Annotated in this window: 14 protein-coding genes; all 14 read left to right on the top strand. The window is 65.0% G+C overall.

Going from position 1 to position 18,053, the window contains the following annotated elements:
- Window positions 1–98: 98 nt before the first annotated feature.
- The 14 genes from AC07OK_RS18235 (at window position 99) to AC07OK_RS18170 (ending at window position 18,013) form a co-directional block, all read left to right on the top strand.
- Window positions 99–3,302: an O-linked N-acetylglucosamine transferase family protein gene (locus tag AC07OK_RS18235; RefSeq protein ID WP_494691628.1), complete on the top strand. Its 3,204-nt coding sequence runs from the start codon at window positions 99–101 to the stop codon at window positions 3,300–3,302.
- 14 nt (window positions 3,303–3,316) lie between these two features.
- Window positions 3,317–4,213, top strand: a complete 897-nt coding sequence (locus AC07OK_RS18230; RefSeq protein ID WP_494691627.1) for a glycosyltransferase — start codon at window positions 3,317–3,319, stop codon at window positions 4,211–4,213.
- Window positions 4,210–4,623 carry a sugar 3,4-ketoisomerase gene (locus AC07OK_RS18225; RefSeq protein WP_494691626.1) on the top strand — a complete coding sequence of 138 codons (414 nt, stop codon included), beginning with the start codon at window positions 4,210–4,212 and terminating at the stop codon, window positions 4,621–4,623. Before AC07OK_RS18230 ends, AC07OK_RS18225 begins: the two co-directional genes overlap by 4 nt.
- Before the next feature lie 19 nt (window positions 4,624–4,642).
- Complete coding sequence (locus AC07OK_RS18220; RefSeq protein WP_494691625.1) at window positions 4,643–5,749, top strand: DegT/DnrJ/EryC1/StrS family aminotransferase; 1,107 nt, start codon at window positions 4,643–4,645, stop codon at window positions 5,747–5,749.
- A gap of 15 nt (window positions 5,750–5,764) precedes the next feature.
- Complete coding sequence (locus AC07OK_RS18215) at window positions 5,765–6,538, top strand: acyltransferase (RefSeq protein WP_494691624.1); 774 nt, start codon at window positions 5,765–5,767, stop codon at window positions 6,536–6,538.
- A gap of 11 nt (window positions 6,539–6,549) precedes the next feature.
- On the top strand, window positions 6,550–9,405 hold the full coding sequence (locus tag AC07OK_RS18210; RefSeq protein ID WP_494691623.1) for an O-linked N-acetylglucosamine transferase family protein: 2,856 nt from the start codon (window positions 6,550–6,552) through the stop codon (window positions 9,403–9,405).
- Between the two features lie 140 nt (window positions 9,406–9,545).
- Window positions 9,546–10,319 carry a glucose-1-phosphate cytidylyltransferase gene (gene rfbF / locus AC07OK_RS18205; RefSeq protein WP_494691622.1) on the top strand — a complete coding sequence of 258 codons (774 nt, stop codon included), beginning with the start codon at window positions 9,546–9,548 and terminating at the stop codon, window positions 10,317–10,319.
- On the top strand, window positions 10,316–11,410 hold the full coding sequence (gene rfbG / locus AC07OK_RS18200; protein WP_494691621.1) for a CDP-glucose 4,6-dehydratase: 1,095 nt from the start codon (window positions 10,316–10,318) through the stop codon (window positions 11,408–11,410). Before rfbF ends, rfbG begins: the two co-directional genes overlap by 4 nt.
- Entirely contained in the window at window positions 11,407–12,651 is a 1,245-nt protein-coding gene (locus tag AC07OK_RS18195; protein ID WP_494691620.1) for a methyltransferase domain-containing protein, read from the top strand. The genes rfbG and AC07OK_RS18195 overlap by 4 nt, the downstream gene beginning before the upstream one ends.
- A gap of 3 nt (window positions 12,652–12,654) precedes the next feature.
- Window positions 12,655–13,593, top strand: coding sequence for an NAD-dependent epimerase/dehydratase family protein (locus AC07OK_RS18190; protein WP_494691619.1), 939 nt, complete (start codon window positions 12,655–12,657; stop codon window positions 13,591–13,593).
- A gap of 13 nt (window positions 13,594–13,606) precedes the next feature.
- Window positions 13,607–14,413, top strand: a complete 807-nt coding sequence (locus tag AC07OK_RS18185; protein ID WP_494691618.1) for a transketolase — start codon at window positions 13,607–13,609, stop codon at window positions 14,411–14,413.
- A complete protein-coding gene (locus AC07OK_RS18180) occupies window positions 14,410–15,321 on the top strand; it encodes a transketolase family protein (protein WP_494691617.1) in 912 nt (303 codons plus the stop codon). Before AC07OK_RS18185 ends, AC07OK_RS18180 begins: the two co-directional genes overlap by 4 nt.
- Window positions 15,322–15,374: 53 nt before the next feature.
- The gene (locus AC07OK_RS18175) at window positions 15,375–16,931 is read left to right on the top strand and encodes a glycosyltransferase (RefSeq protein WP_494691616.1); all 1,557 of its coding nucleotides are present in this window, start codon (window positions 15,375–15,377) and stop codon (window positions 16,929–16,931) included.
- Window positions 16,932–16,966: 35 nt separating this feature from the next.
- On the top strand, window positions 16,967–18,013 hold the full coding sequence (locus AC07OK_RS18170; RefSeq protein ID WP_494691615.1) for a putative sugar O-methyltransferase: 1,047 nt from the start codon (window positions 16,967–16,969) through the stop codon (window positions 18,011–18,013).
- Window positions 18,014–18,053: the final 40 nt, after the last annotated feature.

Raw genomic sequence — 18,053 nt, 5'->3', positions numbered from 1 at the left:
ACAGTCTTGCTCCTGAGCCAAAAGTTGCCCCTCAGTTAGCGGCAAAAAGGTATGATAGTGCATACCCTTTTATGGCTCATCCCATCCTACGCCCAGCTATGACCACTCAAGTATCCTCCGCTCCCACCGATACCAGCCCGCTGGGCACCGTCATGGCGCTGGCCGTCAAGGGCGCGCTGTCCATCGGCGATCTGTTCGGCGCCGCCGCCGTGTTGCAGGAAAGCGGACAACTGCCCGCCGCCATCGCCCTCTACCGCGCCTGGATCGACCACACGCCCTCGCCGCTGGTCTACGCCGCCTGCTTCAACCTGGCCGTGGTGCTGTCCAACGCGGGCGACGATACCGGCGCCGAAGCGGTGCTGCGCAAGGCCATCACCCACAACCCCGGTTTCGTCGAAGCCCGCCTCAACCTGGGCACGCTGCTCGAACGCACCGGCCGCCCGGACGACGCGCTGGCGATGTGGAAGACCATCCTGTCCGACGAGGTGCAGCCGGACATCAAGACCAATCCAACGCTGTACGTGCAAACCCTGAACAACCTCGGCCGCCTGCTGGAAATCCGCAAGCGCTACCCGGAGGCCGAAGCCATGCTGGCGCTGAGCCTGCGCGTCGATCCGCAACAGGCCAACGTCATGACCCACTGGGTCCACCTGCGCCAGAAGCAGTGCGAATGGCCGGTCTACAGCGGCCTGGAACACATCTCGGTCGCTACCATGATGGAGGGCACCTCGGCGCTGGCCATGCTCAGCGCCTCGGCCGATCCGGCCCAGCAGCTGGCCGCCGCGCGCCGCTTCGTCAACGAGAAGGTCAACGCCGCCGTCGCCCCGCTGACCGGCCAGCACGGCTACGGCCACGGCCGCCTGCGCATCGGCTACCTGTCGTCGGACTTCTGCTCGCACGCGGTGTCCATCCTCACCGCCGAGCTGTACGAGCTGCACGACCGCAGCAAGTTCGAGATCTACGCCTTCAGCTGGAGCCGCGAGGACGGCTCGCCGATCCGCGCCCGCGTGGTCAAGGCCATGGACCACTACATCCGCATCGACAAGCTGACCGACGAGCAGGCCGCCCGCACCATCCGCGCCCACGAGATCGACATCCTGGTCGACCTGCACGGCCTGACGCTGGGCGCGCGCCCCAACATCCTGGCCTACCGCCCGGCGCCGGTGCAGCTGACCTACCTCGGCTTCCCCGGCAGCACCGGCCTGCCCGGCGTCGACTACGTGATCGCCGACGAGTTCCTGATCACCCCGGAGATGACCAAGGACTTCACCGAGCAGCCGCTGTACCTGCCCGACACCTTCCAGATCAACGACCGCCAGCGCCTGATCGCGCCCAAGCCGACCCGCGCCAGCGTCAACCTGCCGGAGGACGCCTTCGTCTTCGTCTCGTTCAACAACAACTTCAAGTTCACGCCCGACCTGTTCACGGTGTGGATGAACATCCTGCGCCGCGTGCCGGGCAGCGTGCTGTGGCTGGTGGCCGACTACCCCGAGGTGCGCGAGAACCTGTACCGCTACGCCGAGGAGGCCGGCATCGACCGCAACCGCCTGATCTTCAACAGCCGCGCGGTGCCGGCCGAGTACCTGGCGCGCTACCAGCTGGCCGACCTGTTCCTCGACACCTTCCCGTTCAACGCCGGCACCACCGCCAGCGACGCCCTGTGGGCCGGCCTGCCGCTGCTCACCTGCGCCGGCCAGACCTTCTCGTCGCGCATGGCCGGCAGCCTGCTGCGCGCGGTCGACCTGCCGCAGCTGATCACCGACAACTTCGCCGACTACGAGGAAAAGGCGGTGGCGCTGGCCAACGCCCCGGCCCGCATCGCCTCGATGAAGCGCCAGCTGGCCGCCAACCGCCTGACCTGCCCGCTGTTCGACAGCCCGCGCTTCGTGCGCAACCTGGAGGCGGCGCTGCTGAAGGTGGCCAAGCCGGCCGCGCCGCGCCTGGCCGCGCCGGAACACGCGGTGCGGCCGCAGGAACCGTCGCAGGCCGCCGAGCCGGTGCGCATCGCCGACATCCCCATCGTCACCGTCTCCTACAACGCGCCGGACCTGATCGAGGCGCTGCTGCGCACGCTGCGCCGGTGCTACACCAACCGCGTGTACGTGATCGACGGCTCCAACCCGGACGTGGCCGAGAAGATCCGCGCCATCACCGACGGCCACGACAACGTCGAGTTCATCCCCTTCGGCTACAACATCCACCACGGCCCCGGCCTGAGCTGGGCCATCAACCACCTCGGCCTGTCGGGCGAGGTGCTGTTCCTCGATTCCGACGTCGAGATCCTCAAGGCCGGCTTCCTGGAATCGCTGCACGAGCGGCTGCAGCCGGGCATGTACGGCGTGGGCAGCATCCAGCTGGTCGACGAGCAGGGCTACGACCGTCCGGACAACGGCCCGGTGCGCTACCTGCACCCGGCCTGCATGCTGACCAACATCGAAGTGGTGCGCCAGTGGCCGCTGCCGATCAAGCACGGCGCACCGCTGATCCAGACCATGCTGGCCCTGCACCACGCCGGCGCCCACGAGCTCATCGCCAGCATCGACTGGGTGCGCGAGGACTTCAGCCCGCAGCCGGCCACGCGCCACTACATCAAGCACGACTGGCAGGGCACCGTGATCCGCACCGGCGGCTACCACTACGACCTGCCCAGCGCCACCAGCGAGGTCAACGCCGACCTGTTGCAGTTCGTGCCGCCGGCGGCGCGCAAGATCGTCGAGGTCGGCTGCCGCGACGGCGCCTTCGCCAAGGCCTACCGGCAGCGCAACCCGATCTGCAACTACACCGGCATCGAGGCCGAGCCGGCCCAGGCCCAGGCCGCCCGTCCGCATTGCGACTTCGTCTTCAACCTCGACCTCGAACACGCCGGCGCCGACCTGTGGGACCATGTGCGCGGCGCCGACTGCTGGGTCATCGACGAGACGCTGGAAACGCTCAACGACCCGTGGACCGTGCTGCAGAAGATCCGCACCAGCATCGCGCCGGGCGGCAAGATCGTCGCCACCATCCGCAACTTCCAGCACTGGAGCATGCAGGCGCGGCTGAACGCGGGCGACCTGCGCTACGGTCCGGCCGGCATCGAGAAATCGCGCAAGCGCATCTTCACCCGCGGCGCCATGCTGGAGCTGTTCCAGCAGGCCGGCTTCCAGATCGCCGGCGGCAGCGCCCGCATCATCGACGAGCCGGCGCGCGAGAAATACCTGGCGGCGATCCGCCTGATGGCCGGCGCCAGCGGCCTCGACCCGGTGGTGGCGGTGGAAGACGCGCTGCCGTGGCAATACATCGTGCTGGCGGTCGCCGCCTGACAGGAGCCATAGATATGAGTTTGCCATTAGTTAGCATCGTCATCCCGTCCTACAAGACCTCCCACTTCGAGGCTTGCCTGAAGTCGGCGCTGGGACAGAGCTATCCCAACATCGAGATCCTGGTCAGCGACAACTGCCCGACCGAGGCGATCAAGGACATGTGCGCCAAGTACGCCGGCCACCTGATCTACCAGCGCAACGCCGCGCTGCGCGAGCAGAACGTGCTGACCGCGCTGTTCGCCGCCAAGGGCCAGCTGATCAAGCCGCTGTTCGACGACGACATCCTGCATCCGTTCTGCGTCGAGCGCATGGTGGCGACGATGAACATGGACCCGGCGATCCAGCTGGTGTTCTCGTCGTCGCAGGTGATCAACGTCGACAACGAGCGCACCGAGCTGCGCCGGCCGTACCAGGCCAGCGGCAGCATGGACGCGCGCGACATGCAGCGCAGCATGGTGCTGGGCATGCGCAACTTCGTCGGCGAGTTCAGCTCCATCATGTTCCGCCGCGACCGGCTGTGGGAGATCGGCCGCCACCTGTTCCGCTACCACCGGCACGACTGCACCCTGGGCCTGGCCGACGTGGCCGCCTACTTCAACCTGGCGCGCGACGGCAAGGTGTTCTACATCGACGAGGAGCTGTCCTACTTCCGCCGCGACCAGCGGCTGGAATCGAACAGCAACATCAACAGCAACCCCAACTTCGGCTACTGCTTCTCCGACTACATCGACCTGCTGATCGAGTCATGCGACATCGGCATCGTCGCGCCCGATGAGCTGGCGGTGATGCGGCCGACCGTGGACGACGTGGCCGCCCGCCTGAGCGGCATCTTCCCGATGGTGGGGCGCTCGCAGCAGCGCTTCCGCGACGTGCTGGCGGCGCAGCGCGCGGCAACGGAGACGGCATCATGATGGACCAATGCAGGCTGATCGAACTGCCGCCGCACCACGACGTGCGCGGCAACCTGTCGGTGATCGAGGGCGGCGTGCACATCCCGTTCGACATCAAGCGCGTGTACTACCTGTACGACGTGCCGGGCGGCTCGGCGCGCGCCGGCCACGGCCACATCGAGCTGCAGCAGCTGTTCGTGGCGATGTCGGGCAGCTTCGACGTGATCGTCGACGACGGCTACGAGCGCAGGAAGTTCCAGCTCAACCGCTCCTACTACGGCCTGTACGTGCCCGGCATGATGTGGCGCGAGGTCGAGAACTTCTCATCGGGCGCGGTGTGCGTGGTGCTGGCCTCCACGCTGTACGACCCGAAAGACTACTACCACGACTACGACGAGTTCGTGGCCGCGGCACACCAACAACCCAAGTAACGACTAAGCGAGTTTTGCCATGAGCGTCCCCTTCCTCGACCTGAAAGCCATCAACCTGTCGCAAGCCGACGAGCTCGAAGCCGCGTTCAAGCGCGTGCTGCATTCGGGCTGGTACATCCTGGGCGCCGAGACCAGCGCCTTCGAGGCCAGCTTCGCGGCCTACTGCAAGAGCCAGCACGGCATCGGCGTGGCCAACGGCCTGGACGCGATCTTCATGATCCTCAAGGCCTACGGCATCGGCCGCGGCGACGAGGTGATCGTGCCGTCCAACACCTTCATCGCCACCTGGCTGGCGGTGAGCGACTGCGGCGCCACGCCGGTGCCGGTCGAGCCGACCGCCGACGGCTTCAACATCGACCCGGCGCGCGTGGAGGCGGCCATCACGGCGCGCACCAAGGCCATCATGCCGGTGCACCTGTACGGCCAGAGCGCCGACATGGACCCGCTGATCGCGTTGGCCGCCAAGCACGGCCTGAAGCTGATCGAGGACGCGGCCCAGGCGCACGGCGCGCTGTACCGCGGCCGCGTGGCGGGCCAGCTGGGCGACGCGGCGGCCTTCAGCTTCTATCCGGGCAAGAACCTGGGCGCGCTGGGCGACGGCGGCGCCGTCACCACCAGCGACGACGAGCTGGCCGACCAGATCCGCACCTTGCGCAACTACGGTTCCAAGGTCAAGTACTACAACGAGGTGCCGGGCTATAACTCGCGCCTGGACGAGGTGCAGTCGGCGCTGCTGAGCGTCAAGCTGCCCAAGCTGGACGGCGACAACGCCAAGCGCCGCGCCATCGCCGCCATCTACCAGCGCGAGCTGGCCGGCCTGCCCGGCCTGGCGCTGCCCCACGTGCCGGAGTGGGCCGAGCCGGTGTGGCACGTCTACGTGGTCCGCCACGCCCAGCGCGACGCGCTGGCCAAGGCGCTGGCCGAGCAGGGCATCGGCACCATCGTCCACTATCCGGTGCCGCCGCACCTGCAGCCGGCCTACGCCCACCTGGGCTACAAGCAGGGCGACTTCCCGCTGGCCGAGGCCATCCACAAGGAAGTGCTGAGCCTGCCGATGGGCCCGACCATGACCGCCGAGCAGGCGATGGAAGTGGTGGCGGCGGTGCGCAAGTTCTGCGCGGCATAAGAGACAGGAAACCACATGATTCATGCTAGCGCCATCGTTTCGCCCAAGGCCAAGCTGGGGGAAGGCGTCAGCGTCGGCCCGTTCACCATCATCCACGACAACGTGGAGATCGGCGCCGGCTCGGTCATCGACGGCTACTGCGAGATCGGCTACCCGACCCCGCTGGCCGACGGCCAGCCGCTGGTGATCGGCGCCGGCGCGCGCATCCGCTCGCATTCGGTGTTCTACGAGGGCTCGCGCTTCGGCGACAAGCTCGTCACCGGCCACCGCGTGGTGGTGCGCGAGAAGACCGTGGCCGGCGTCGCCTTCCAGATCGGCACCATGAACGACATCCAGGGCGACTGCGTGATCGGCGACTACGTGCGCTGCCAGTCCAACGTCTTCATCGGCAAGATGTCCAGGGTCGGCAACTTCGTCTGGCTGCTGCCCTACGTGGTGCTGACCAACGATCCCCATCCGCCGAGCAACGTGCTGGTCGGCGCCACCATCGGCGACTACGCCGCCATCGCCGCGATGTCGGTGATCCTGCCGGGCGTGACCGTGGGCGAGCGCGCGCTGGTGGCCGCGCACAGCAAGGTGCACCGCGACGTCGCTCCCGACACCGTGGTGGCCGGCAATCCGGCGCAGTTCCTGTGCGACGCCAGCAAGATCCGCCTGAAGGACGGCAGCGGCGATCCGGCCTATCCGTGGACCACGCACTTCAAGCGCGGCTACCCGGCCGAGATCACCGCCGGCTGGGATCTGGCCGATCCGGGTGGCGGCGCCGGCGCCGATACTCCCCGGGCCTAGCCCCGTCCATCATGTCCCAGCAGCTCAGCGCCGCCATGGCCGCCGGCAACATCGCCGAGGCGGCGATGCTGGCGTTTGCGCAGGCCGGACTGGGCGTGCTGTCGATCACCGAGTTGTTCGGCGTGTGCGGCCTGCTGGGCGGGCAGGGCAGGCAGGAGCAGGCCATCGCGCTGTACCGGCTGTGGCTCAGCCGCTGCGACACGCCGCTCAACTACGCCGCGCTGTACAACCTGGCCGTGCTGCTGGCCTCGGCCGGCGACGACCGGGGCGCCGAGCAGTCCTACCGCGACGCGCTGGAGCTCAACCCGGATTTCGCCGAGGCGCGCCTCGGCCTGGGCGGATTGATGGAGCGCAGCCGCCGCCCGGAGGCCGCGCTGACGCTCTGGCACGAGGCGCTGGAGCCGCTCGAGGCGGCCGGCGCCAGCGCGCTGCGGACCCAGCTGCTCAACAACATTGGCCGCCTGTCCGGACTACTGCGCCGCCTCCCGCAGGCCGAGGAGGCGCTGACCCGCAGCCTGTTGCTCGATCCGCGCCAGCCGGCCGTCGCCACGTCCTGGGTGCGGCTGCGCCAGAAGCTGTGCGCCTGGCCGGTGTTCGCGCCGCTGCCGGGACTGGACGCGGCGCAGTTGCTGGACGCGGCGTCGGCGCTGGCCACGCTCAGCGCCAGCGACGATCCGGCGCTGCAGCTGGCGGCGGCGCGCCGCCATGCGGGCGGGAAGGCGCTGCGCGGCGCCGCGCCGCTGGCCGACCGCGCCGGCTACACCCACCGCAGGCTGCGCATCGGCTATTTGGCGCCGGACTTGCGCCCGCCCGCGGTCTCGGCGCCGGCCACCGAACTGTACGCGCTGCATGACCGCGAGCTGGTCGAGGTCTATGGCTTCTGCTGGGCCGACGAGCGGGATCCGGCGCCGCGCCAGCACGTCATCGAGGGCATGGACCATCAGGTGCGCATCGCCGGCATGGACGACCTGCAGGCCGCGCAGCTGATACGCGCGCATGAAATCGACATCCTGGTCGACCTGCACGGCTTGGGCTCGGGCGCCCGGCCCGACATCCTGGCGCACCGCCCGGCGCCGGTGCAGATCGCCTGGCCGGGCTTCCCCGGCAGCAGCGCCATGGACTGCATCGACTACGTGCTGGCCGACGCCTTCGTGCTGCCGCCGGAGCTGGCGCCATACTTCAGCGAGCAGCCGCTGTACCTGCCGCACACCTTCCAGATCAACGGCCGCCGGCGCCCGGTCGGGCCGCGTCCCGGCCGCGCCGCGTGCGGGCTGCCGGAGCACGGCTTTGTGTTCTGCTGCTTCAGCCACAACCACAAGATCACGCCGCCGCAGTTCGCCAGCTGGGCGCGCATCCTGCGGCGGGTACCGGACAGCGTGCTGTGGCTGCAGGCCGACGGCGAGCAGGCGCGCGACAACCTGCGCGTGGCGGCGCTGCGGCATGGGCTGGCGAGCGAGCGGCTGGTGTTCGCCGACCGCGCGCCGCCGGCCGAGCACCTGGCGCGCTGCCAGGCGGCCGATCTGTTCCTCGACACGCTGCCGTTCAACGCCGGCGCCACCGCCGGCGACGCGCTGTGGGCCGGGCTGCCGCTGCTGACCTGCGCCGGGCGCGGTTTCGCGGCGCGGATGACGGGCAGCCTGCTGCACGCGGCCGGGCTGCCGGAGCTGGTCACGCACAGCCGGCAGGACTACGAGGACCAGGCGGTGTCGCTGGCCGTAGCGCCGCGCAAGCTGGGGGCGTTGCGCAAGCGGCTGGCGCGCAACCGCGACAGCTGCGCGCTGTTCGACAGCCCGCGCTTCGTGCGCGACCTCGAGCAGCTGTACCTGCGCGTGGCCCGCGGCACGCTGCGGCGCGCGACGGACCGCCCGCCGCACGGCGACGCCACGCTGCCGCTGGTGAGCATCCTGATCGCCGCCGGCGGCGACGCGGCCGCGGCGGGGCCCGGCAGTGGCGCGCGGGCCGCCACGCGCGCGCGCGCGGCCGCCGACGCGCTCGAACGCACGCTGCGCAGCGCCGTCGGGCAAAGCCATGGCCACGTCGAGATCATCGTCAGCGACAGCAGCAGCGGCGACGCCATCCGCGCCCGCGTCGCGCCATGGCTGGCACGCCACCCGCAGCTGCGCTACAGCCGCGCGCCCGGCCTGGCGCCGGCCGCCAACCTCGACCACTGCCTGGCGCTGTCGCTGGGCCAGTACATCGCCGTGGCCGCGCCCGGCGACACGCTGCGCGCCGACAAGCTCAAACGCATGCTGTCGTTCTACCAGCAGTACCCCGGCATCGGCCTGGTGGCCAGCTGGCGCCAGCCGCAGGACGCCGACGGCAACGACCTGCCCGCCACGCCACCGCTCGGCGTCGAGACCGCGGTCGGCGGCGTCTCGCTGGCCGCCATGCTGCTGTCGGGCGACAGCCCGGCCGGCGCCGCGCTGTGCCATCCCGCCGCGCTGCTGCTGCGGCGCGGCGCCGTCGGCGCCGGCTTCGGCCGCTACCTGGGCCGCCGCTACCACGCCCTGCCCGACGTCGCCACCGCGCTGTCCGCGCTGGCCGGCCGCGCCTGCGTCTACCTGCCGGATGCGCTGTCGACCCGGCGCCTGCCGGCCTCGGCCGCCGACGCGGCCGGACCGAGCCCCGCCAACGCGCTCGAACGCGCGCTCGACCAGCTGCGCCTGTTGTATGACGCCCACGCTCAACAGTTGTTCGCCGCCGAGCCGCAGCACTTCAAAACCCTGCTGGCCTCGCGTCTCGGCGCCTGCGCCGCGCTGCTGTGCGCCCAGTACGGCGCGCTGTCGCCGCTGGCCGCGCCGCTGCTGGAAGAGCTGCACCAGGTCATGCGCCAGGGCTACCAGTTGCTACTTTCCACCACGCCCTGATTTTTATTTGCGGGACTGCCTATCCATTAGGCTAATGGGCCAAAACGGCCCTTCTTTTCGTTTAGAATACGACGGATGTGGCCGACAATACAGGCTGATCGGAACACATCGACAACGCAGTATCAAACCCAGGGGATAGCATGAAAGCAGTCATTTTGGCAGGCGGCCTGGGCACCAGGCTGAGCGAGGAAACCACTGTCAAGCCCAAGCCCATGGTGGAGATCGGCGGCAAGCCGATCCTGTGGCATATCCTGAAGACCTATTCAACGCACGGCATCAACGATTTCGTGATCTGCTGCGGCTACCGCGGCTACGTGATCAAGGAATTCTTCGCCAACTACTTCCTGCACACATCGGACGTCACCTTCGATCTGCAAAAGAACAGCATGGAGGTGCACGAGCGCCACGCCGAACCGTGGAAGGTCACGCTGGTCGACACCGGCGCCGACACCATGACGGGCGGCCGCATCAAGCGCGTGGCGCCCTATCTGGCGGACGACGAGGCGTTTTGCCTGACCTACGGCGACGGTGTGAGCGACGTGGATATCTCGGCGCTGGTCAAGTTCCACAAGGAGCATGGCAAGCTCGCCACCCTGACGGCGGTGCAGCCGCCGGGCCGGTTCGGCGTGCTGGAAATCGATGGAACCCAGGTCAACAGCTTCCAGGAGAAACCGCCCGGCGAGGGCGGCTGGATCAACGGCGGCTTCTTTGTGTTGTCCCCCAAGGTCATCGACTTGATCGAGGACGACACCACCATCTGGGAACGCGCTCCGCTGCAGACCCTGGCCAAGGACCGCCAGCTGCACGCCTACTACCACGGCAACTTCTGGCAGCCCATGGACACCCAGCGCGACCAGACCTATCTGGAAGGCTTGTGGCAATCCGGCAAGGCGCCCTGGAAGGTATGGAAATGAACCCTGGATTTTGGCAGGGCAAGCGGGTTTTCCTCACCGGCCACACCGGGTTCAAAGGCAGCTGGTTGTCGCTCTGGCTGCAAGCCTTGGGCGCGGAGGTCACGGGCTACGCGCTGCCGCCGCCAACCCGGCCCAGCCTGTTCGAGATCGCCCGTGTCGCGCAGGGCATGCGCTCCCTCACCGGCGACATCCGGGATCTGTCCGGTTTGCAAGCCGCCCTGGCCGCCAGCCGGGCCGAGATCGTGCTGCATCTCGCGGCCCAGCCCCTGGTGCGCTATTCCTACGAGCATCCGGTCGAGACGTATTCGACCAACGTCATGGGGACGGTGCACCTGCTCGAAGCGGTGCGGCAGGCCGGCGGCGTCAAGGCGGTGGTCAACGTCACCACGGACAAGTGCTACGAAAACCGGGAGTGGGACTGGGGTTATCGCGAGGACGAACCCATGGGCGGCTACGACCCCTACAGCAGCAGCAAGGGCTGCTCGGAGTTGCTGACGGCCTCCTATCGCTCTTCGTTCTTCAACCCGGCCGACCATGCCAGACATGGCGTGGCGGTCGCCAGCGCGCGCGCCGGCAACGTCATCGGCGGCGGCGACTGGGCGGCCAACCGCCTGTTGCCGGACATCGTGTCGGCCTTCGGCCGCGGCGTGCCGGTGCAGATCCAGCATACCGCTTCGATCCGGCCATGGCAGCATGTGATGGAGCCGCTGCGCGCCTACCTGATGCTGGCCGAACAGCTGTATGGCGCCGGGCCCCGCTTTGCCCAGGCGTGGAACTTCGGCCCGGAGGACACCGATTGCAAACCGGTCGGCTGGATCGCGGAGGAAATGACGCGACTATGGGGCGGGGGCGCCCAGTGGATCGAGACCAAGGGCAACCTGCCGCACGAGGCCAACTATCTCAAGCTCGACATTTCCAAGGCCCGCAACAAGCTGGGCTGGCAGCCCCACATCCATCTGGGACAGGCGCTCCGCCTGACCACGGAATGGGCCAAGGAATATATCGCCGGCGCCGACATGAGAACGGTGACGCAGCAGCAAATCCGCACCTACCAGAACGAATCAGCTCACCAGAAAGCGAACCAGCCATGAGTACCCCCACCATTACCCGGATTGACCATTGCCGCGCCTGTGGTTGCGCGAACTTGCAGCAGTTCCTGAACTTTCCCGCCATGCCTTTCACGGACGACTTCGTCACGCCGGCCAACCAGGGACGGGAATTTTGCGCCGACATCCCGGTCTATATCTGCCGCGAGTGCATGACGGCGCAGACCCAGCACAACGTCGATGTCGGCGATTATTACGAAGACTATCAGTATTCGGTGGGCGCCTCGGGCAAGGCCAGCGTCTTCATGCGCCTGCTGGCGGAGAACCTGCGGTCCAAATATTATCCGTCCAGGCCGGACGTCAACGTGCTGGAGATCGGCTCTGGCGACGGCGAGCAGCTGCTGGCGTTCCAGAAGACCGGTTGCCGCGTGCTGGGCTACGAGCCGTCGTCGCACCTTTGCAAGGTCGCCGCGGAGAAGGGCGTCTCCAGCATCCAGGGACTGTTCGACGAAAATTCCATCGGCGCCCTGCCGGCGGATTTCCAGCGCATCGACGTGATCATGCTGTCCTATACCTTTGACCACCTGCCCAAGCCCAAGCCTTTCCTGGAAACCTGTTTGCGCTTGTTGAATCCCGAGGACGGCCTGCTGGTGATCGAAATTCATGACCTGGAAAAGATCATCGACCGCCAGGAATACTGCCTGTTCGAACATGAACATTCAATCTACCTGACGGAACAAACCGCGCAGACCCTGTTCGAGCGCGAAGGTTATACCATCATCGATTTCGACCTGGTGCCGGACGAGGACCGGCGCGCCAACTCCCTGATCATCGTCGCGACGCCGAAGTCATCGGCCCGGGCGCAATCGGCCGTGCAGCCGCGCACGCCGGAAAAATTCAAGGACATCGATTTCTATGCCCGGGTCGGCCAGGACATCGCCGCCGGCATCGGCCATCTGGAAGCGTTCATCGACAAATCCACCCAGCAAGGCAAAAAGCTGGCCGGCTATGGCGCCGGGGGGCGTGGCGTGATGACGCTGGCCGCCGTGAAGAACGCCGGCAAACTGGCGTTCCTGATCGACCGCAAGCCCAAGAAGGCGGGCTTGCTGGTGCCGAAATCGCATATCCCGCTGGTCGATATCGCGTACTTCAAGGATCATCCGGTCGACGCCATCCTGGTGTTCAGCTACGGCTATATGGCCGAGATTCAAAAAGAGCTGATTCCTTTGGGTTATGAACCGAGCCAGTTCTACTCCTTGCTCGACGTCCTTTCCGGGAGCCAGTGAAGCATGCCACGCCATGTCGTCATCACCGGGGGAACGGGATTTATCGGCGCCGCCATCGTCCGCGAACTGCTGGCGTCCGGGGCCGCCGTCACGGTCCTGGTCCGCAAGGAGTCGGACCTCGCTCGCCTGGCCGATGTATCCGGTGTCAGGATCGTCAGCTATGTCTCGCTGCATTCGCCGGCCACCATCGCCGCCCTGGCCGGGTCGAAACCGGACGCGTTTGTGCATTGCGCATGGCAGGGGGTGGGCGGGAAGGACAGAAACGAAGCGTTCCAGGTCAAGGACAATCTCACGCTGACACTCGACGCGGTCGATCTGGCGGCGGCCGTCGGCTGCAAGCAATGGGTGGGACTGGGTTCGCAGGCCGAATACGGCAATCAGAACCGGCGCTTGGATGAGAAGGCGGCCCTGCTGCCGACCACCCTGTACGGAAAGTCCAAGCTGGCCGCCGGCATTGCCGCGCTCGCGCTGTGCGAGGCGCGCGGCCTCCACGGCGCATGGCTCCGGGTGTTCTCCACCTACGGGCCGGAAGATGCGCCGGGCTGGTTCATTCCCTACGTGATCCAGGAGTTCCTCGCCGGCCGCAAGCCGGCCCTGACCCAATGCGAACAGCAATGGGACTACCTGTACGTGGCCGACGCGGCGCGCGCAGTGAGCGCGGTCATCGAAAGCGGCGCGCAGGGTGTGTTGAATCTCGGCTCCGGCTCGGCGCGCCCGCTGCGCGATTATGTCGAGGCGATACGCAAGAGCCTGGCGTCGGACCTGGTGCCGGAGTACGGCGCCGTCCCCTATCGCCCCGACCAGGTGATGCACCTGGAGGCCGATACCGGCCGGTTGACGGCACTGACCGGCTGGCAGCCCGAGGTCGGGCTGGAAGCCGGCATCGCCGCCACCGTGGCATACGAACGCAACAGAAACCGCCTTCCAGCGCGGGCCTCGTGACTTCAAGCGAACTATGAATACTATACATTTTGCCAGGGACATCAGGATCACGGCGCTGCAAATGGTCGCACAGGCCAAGGCTTCGCATATCGGGGGGGCGCTGTCCATCGCCGACATCCTGGCCGTGCTCTACAAAGAAGTGCTGCATGTGGATCCCGACGAGCCAGCCCTGCCCTCGCGCGATCGATTCATCCTGAGTAAGGGACATTGCTGTGCCAGCGTCTACGCCGCCCTGGCCTTGCGCAAATTTATTCCGATCGAGGAATTGCAGACCTATGCGCAGAATGGCTCCAGATTGATGTCGCACATCAGCCACAAGGTGCCAGGCGTTGAATTTTCCACCGGCTCGCTGGGACACGGCCTGCCCTTCGGCGTGGGCAAGGCGATGGCGGCCAAGCGGCGCGCGGCGGCATGGCGCACCTTCGTGCTGCTGAGCGACGGCGAACTGGACGAGGGGAGCAACTGGGAAGCGATCATGTTCGCCGCGCATCACCGGCTCGACAACCTGGTCGGCATTGTCGATTACAACAAGCTGCAAAGCCTGGGAACGAATGAAAGCACCCTGCGTCTCGAACCGCTGGCGGAGAAGTTCTCCGCCTTCGGCTGGGCAGTGCGCGAAATCGACGGCCATGATCACGCCGCCTTGCTGCATGCCTTGACGACGCTCCCCTGGGAACCCGGCAAGCCGAGCATGCTCATCGCCCACACCACCAAGGGCAAGGGCGTCAGCTTCATGGAAAACAAGGTCGAATGGCACTACAAGAGCCCGAACGCCACCCAGCTGGCACAGGCAATTAACGAAATCGGATCCACCTCATGAGAAACGCATTTATTGAAGAGCTGGTCGCGCTGGCGGCCATCCACGACAATGTCGCGCTGATCGTCGGCGACCTTGGCTACTCCGTGATCGAGCCCTTCGCAGACCGCTTCCCGGACCGCTTCATCAATGCCGGGGTGGCCGAGCAAAATATGACCGGGCTGGCTGCCGGCATGGCGTCCGAGGGCTATCACGTATTTACCTATTCCATCGCGAACTTTCCGACTTTCCGTTGTGCCGAGCAAATCCGCAATGACATCGCCTACCATCAATTGCCGGTGACGGTGGTCGCGGTGGGTGGCGGGCTCGCTTACGGCGCGCTCGGCTATTCCCACCATGCGGTGCAGGACTACGCGCTGCTGCGCTCCATGCCGAATATGCTGATCGCGGCGCCCGGCGATCCGATGGAAGTGCGCGCCTGCATGCGCTATCTGGTGAACCATCCCCAACCCTCCTATCTGCGCCTGGGCAAGGCTGGCGAACCCTGTTTTCACAGCGAAGTACCGGAGGTTGCGCCCGGCAAGTGGCTGGCCACTCCGCGCGTCGGCGCGCATGCCGGGAGCGCCACGATACTGACGACCGGCGCGACGCTGGAGCTTGGCATGCAGCTCGCCGCGCAGGAAGCCTTCGCGGATTGCTCCGTGCACAGTCTGCCGCTCTGGGGAAGCCGTTACAAACCCATGCAGATCGAGTCGTGCGCGCATTTGGATGAAATTATCACGCTCGAGGACCATCTCGTCGACGGCGGCTTTGGTTCCTGGATGATGGAGGCCTTGTCGCCGGCTGGACGCGCTGGCATCGTCTTGCAAAGCGGCCTGTCGCCGGATGTCTGCGCGATGGTCGGCACCCAGGCCTCGCTGAACGCCGCGGGCAAATTGGGGCAGGTATCGCGGCGATCCAAGGCTGGGTGAGTGCTCCGCCATCCCGCCCGGACAGAAGTCAATTTTACGATAGGTGATTTTCCATGAACTCCTCAGGTATTTTATTATCCATCTGCATACCTACCTACAATCGTTCCGGCTTCTTAAGGAAGACACTGGAGAGCATTAGCTGTCAGGATGCATTTCTCAGCACAGAAGAAATCGAAGTCATCATCTCGGATAATGTCTCGACCGATGACACCCAGGACGTGGGCCAGGAATTCGAACAGAAATTCCCCGGCAAGGTTAAGTATTTCAAGAACGAGACAAATGTCGGCACGGAACTGAATCTGGAGCGGGTCTTGTCCAGGGGCACCGGCGCCTGCCTGAAGCTCCACAACGACAATCTGTTCGTCAAGGATGGAAGTCTTGCTGAACTGGTTAAAGTGATCAAAGCGACCGAAGCTGAAAAACCGGTCCTTTTCTTTACAAATGGCAATAACAACGTCAACGGCGGGCAGCTGACGATTTGCAATAACCTCGACGAATTCGTCAAGGCCGCGTCGTACTTCACGACCTGGATGGGGGGATTTTGCATCTGGCGCGACGATTTCCGGGCGATCCCCGACTTCACCGCCAGCGCGAAAACCCAGCTGATCCAGACCGACATCCTGTTCCGGTTGATGGAAAAGGGCAAGCGCGCCATCGTGTTCTATGACGCCTATTTCACCAGCATGGTCGGCGGAAAAATAGGTGGCTACAATATCGCCCAGGTTTTTGGCAAGAATTACCTGGCCTTCCTGAAGAAGTATCTGGCCATGGGCCTGCTGACGGACGCCACCTATCAGCTGGAAAAAAAGATAATATTAATCAGGCATATCATCCCCTTCTATTTCGACAAAAAGAATGGCTTCCACAAGAATGGATTCTTCATCCATATGCAGGACTATCTGCATGACGACTATTTCTACGAGGCGATCGAAGGCCTGATTTTGTCCGACGACAGCGCCACGCCGGCGCCGGCCGCGCCAGCGGCGCCCGCTCCCGACCAGGTGCGGAAGATGGAGATCGCGGACCACTGGCGGCGCCTGAACGCCCACAACGAGGTGAGCATCACCGACTGGCGTGGTGTCATCAACTTCAACAAGGTGACGGCAGGCCGGCGATCCTACGGCGGCCTGACCTTGTGGGCGTTCGGCGCGAAGGATGAGAGTTTAACCATCGGCAACTTCGTGTCGATTGCCGACGACGTGAAGTTTCTGCTGGGCGGCAACCACCCGTATCAGGGATTGTCGACTTTTCCATTCTTAACCAAATACTTCGCCACGCTGGAGTCGGGGTCCAAGGGCCCTATCGTGGTGAAGGACGATGTCTGGATCGGCTACAACTCCACCATCCTGTCCGGCGTGACCATCGGCCAGGGCGCGATTGTCGCCGCAGGCAGCCTGGTCACCCGGGATGTCGCGCCCTACAGCATCGTCGGCGGCAATCCGGCAAAGCTGATCAAAAACCGCTTCGATCAACAAGTCATCGACAAGCTGCTCCAGGTCGACTTTGCCAAGCTGAGCGATGAAATCATCCTGAACAACAGAGACACCCTGTATCAGGAATTGACGGCAGAAAATGTCGACGATGTGCTGAGTAAATTGAGTTTGCCGTAAGCCTTACCTATCCTAAACCACTGCAGGGAAAAATTATGCTGTTATCCATAGAAAACGGGTTCGCGGATCGCAAGATGGAAGTTGATCGCCAAGTTATCAAACGCATCATCAAAGCCTATAACTTGTCGAAGGCCGCGCAAAAAAACGCCGGTGAGGAATATCAAGTCGGCTATATGTGGCTGCCCATCTATGAAGGCTACATGAAAGAGATCATGGCGGCCTTGTCCAGTGAAAATGTAGACGCTGTGGCTAAAATTTACAGCAACTTCTTCCGCGAGCGTTGCAGCGTCGGGCTGCATGGCATGCCAGTCGACATGTTCACCGACTATTTTTCCGGCTCCATCACCGACGACGCCAAGGGAAAATATGTCGCCGACCTGATGCACCGCTTTAACATATGGATCGCGTCGATCGGCAAGACCATGCCGATCACCGCCCTCAACGCGCCGGATGTCGGGAATCCCTACGGCTGCTTTATTGAAGGCAATTTCTATCGCGCAGGTTGCGATTATCAGCATTATTACGCGACGATGATCAGCCGCCTGGTGCAGGGACCGAAGCATAAGTTCGTCCTGGAGATTGGCGGTGGATTTGGCGGCCTGGCCTACTTCATGATACGGGACAATCCCGACGTGACTTACATCGACGTGGATTTACCTGAAAACATGGCCTTGGCCGCGTTCTTCCTCCTGAGCGGAGCGCCAGACAAGAAAATCGGGCTCTACGGCGAAGTCGACCTGGAAAAGGACGACCTCAGCAAATATGACGCCTTGATCCTGCCTAACTTTGCGATTCAGGAAATAAAAAACAATACGATAGACCTCTGCTTCAATTCATACAGCCTGTCGGAAATGCCCATGAGTACGGTAACGAACTACATGGGGCACTTCAATCGTATTTCCTCAAAATTCATCTATCACATCAATCACACCAGCGTCGGTGGCATCAAGGCCGATGAGTTCGCGATCGATTATGAAAAATTCGAACTGATCTCGCGCGCGCCCGCCCTCTGGGGCCAGGCGTGCAATCCGAAAATGGATGAGTACGAGTTTTTGTACAAGGCTAAAAACGTCTCGTTCTAGCACTGTCGACGCGGCCCGCGCGGATCGCGGGCCGCGGTGA

Source organism: Duganella sp. GW821-FHT07G03, from assembly GCF_059418605.1.
Note: the sequence above shows the minus strand (reverse complement) of the source record. Positions and strands in the feature narration are given on the sequence as shown.

Coding starts and splice junctions, on each gene's coding strand:
- AC07OK_RS18195 (WP_494691620.1), top strand. CDS start 11,407: ATGAGTACCCCCACCATTACCCGGATTGACCATTGCCGCGCCTGTGGT.
- rfbG (WP_494691621.1), top strand. CDS start 10,316: ATGAACCCTGGATTTTGGCAGGGCAAGCGGGTTTTCCTCACCGGCCAC.
- AC07OK_RS18190 (WP_494691619.1), top strand. CDS start 12,655: ATGCCACGCCATGTCGTCATCACCGGGGGAACGGGATTTATCGGCGCC.
- AC07OK_RS18185 (WP_494691618.1), top strand. CDS start 13,607: ATGAATACTATACATTTTGCCAGGGACATCAGGATCACGGCGCTGCAA.
- AC07OK_RS18175 (WP_494691616.1), top strand. CDS start 15,375: ATGAACTCCTCAGGTATTTTATTATCCATCTGCATACCTACCTACAAT.
- AC07OK_RS18170 (WP_494691615.1), top strand. CDS start 16,967: ATGCTGTTATCCATAGAAAACGGGTTCGCGGATCGCAAGATGGAAGTT.
- AC07OK_RS18225 (WP_494691626.1), top strand. CDS start 4,210: ATGATGGACCAATGCAGGCTGATCGAACTGCCGCCGCACCACGACGTG.
- AC07OK_RS18235 (WP_494691628.1), top strand. CDS start 99: ATGACCACTCAAGTATCCTCCGCTCCCACCGATACCAGCCCGCTGGGC.
- AC07OK_RS18230 (WP_494691627.1), top strand. CDS start 3,317: ATGAGTTTGCCATTAGTTAGCATCGTCATCCCGTCCTACAAGACCTCC.
- rfbF (WP_494691622.1), top strand. CDS start 9,546: ATGAAAGCAGTCATTTTGGCAGGCGGCCTGGGCACCAGGCTGAGCGAG.
- AC07OK_RS18210 (WP_494691623.1), top strand. CDS start 6,550: ATGTCCCAGCAGCTCAGCGCCGCCATGGCCGCCGGCAACATCGCCGAG.
- AC07OK_RS18215 (WP_494691624.1), top strand. CDS start 5,765: ATGATTCATGCTAGCGCCATCGTTTCGCCCAAGGCCAAGCTGGGGGAA.
- AC07OK_RS18180 (WP_494691617.1), top strand. CDS start 14,410: ATGAGAAACGCATTTATTGAAGAGCTGGTCGCGCTGGCGGCCATCCAC.
- AC07OK_RS18220 (WP_494691625.1), top strand. CDS start 4,643: ATGAGCGTCCCCTTCCTCGACCTGAAAGCCATCAACCTGTCGCAAGCC.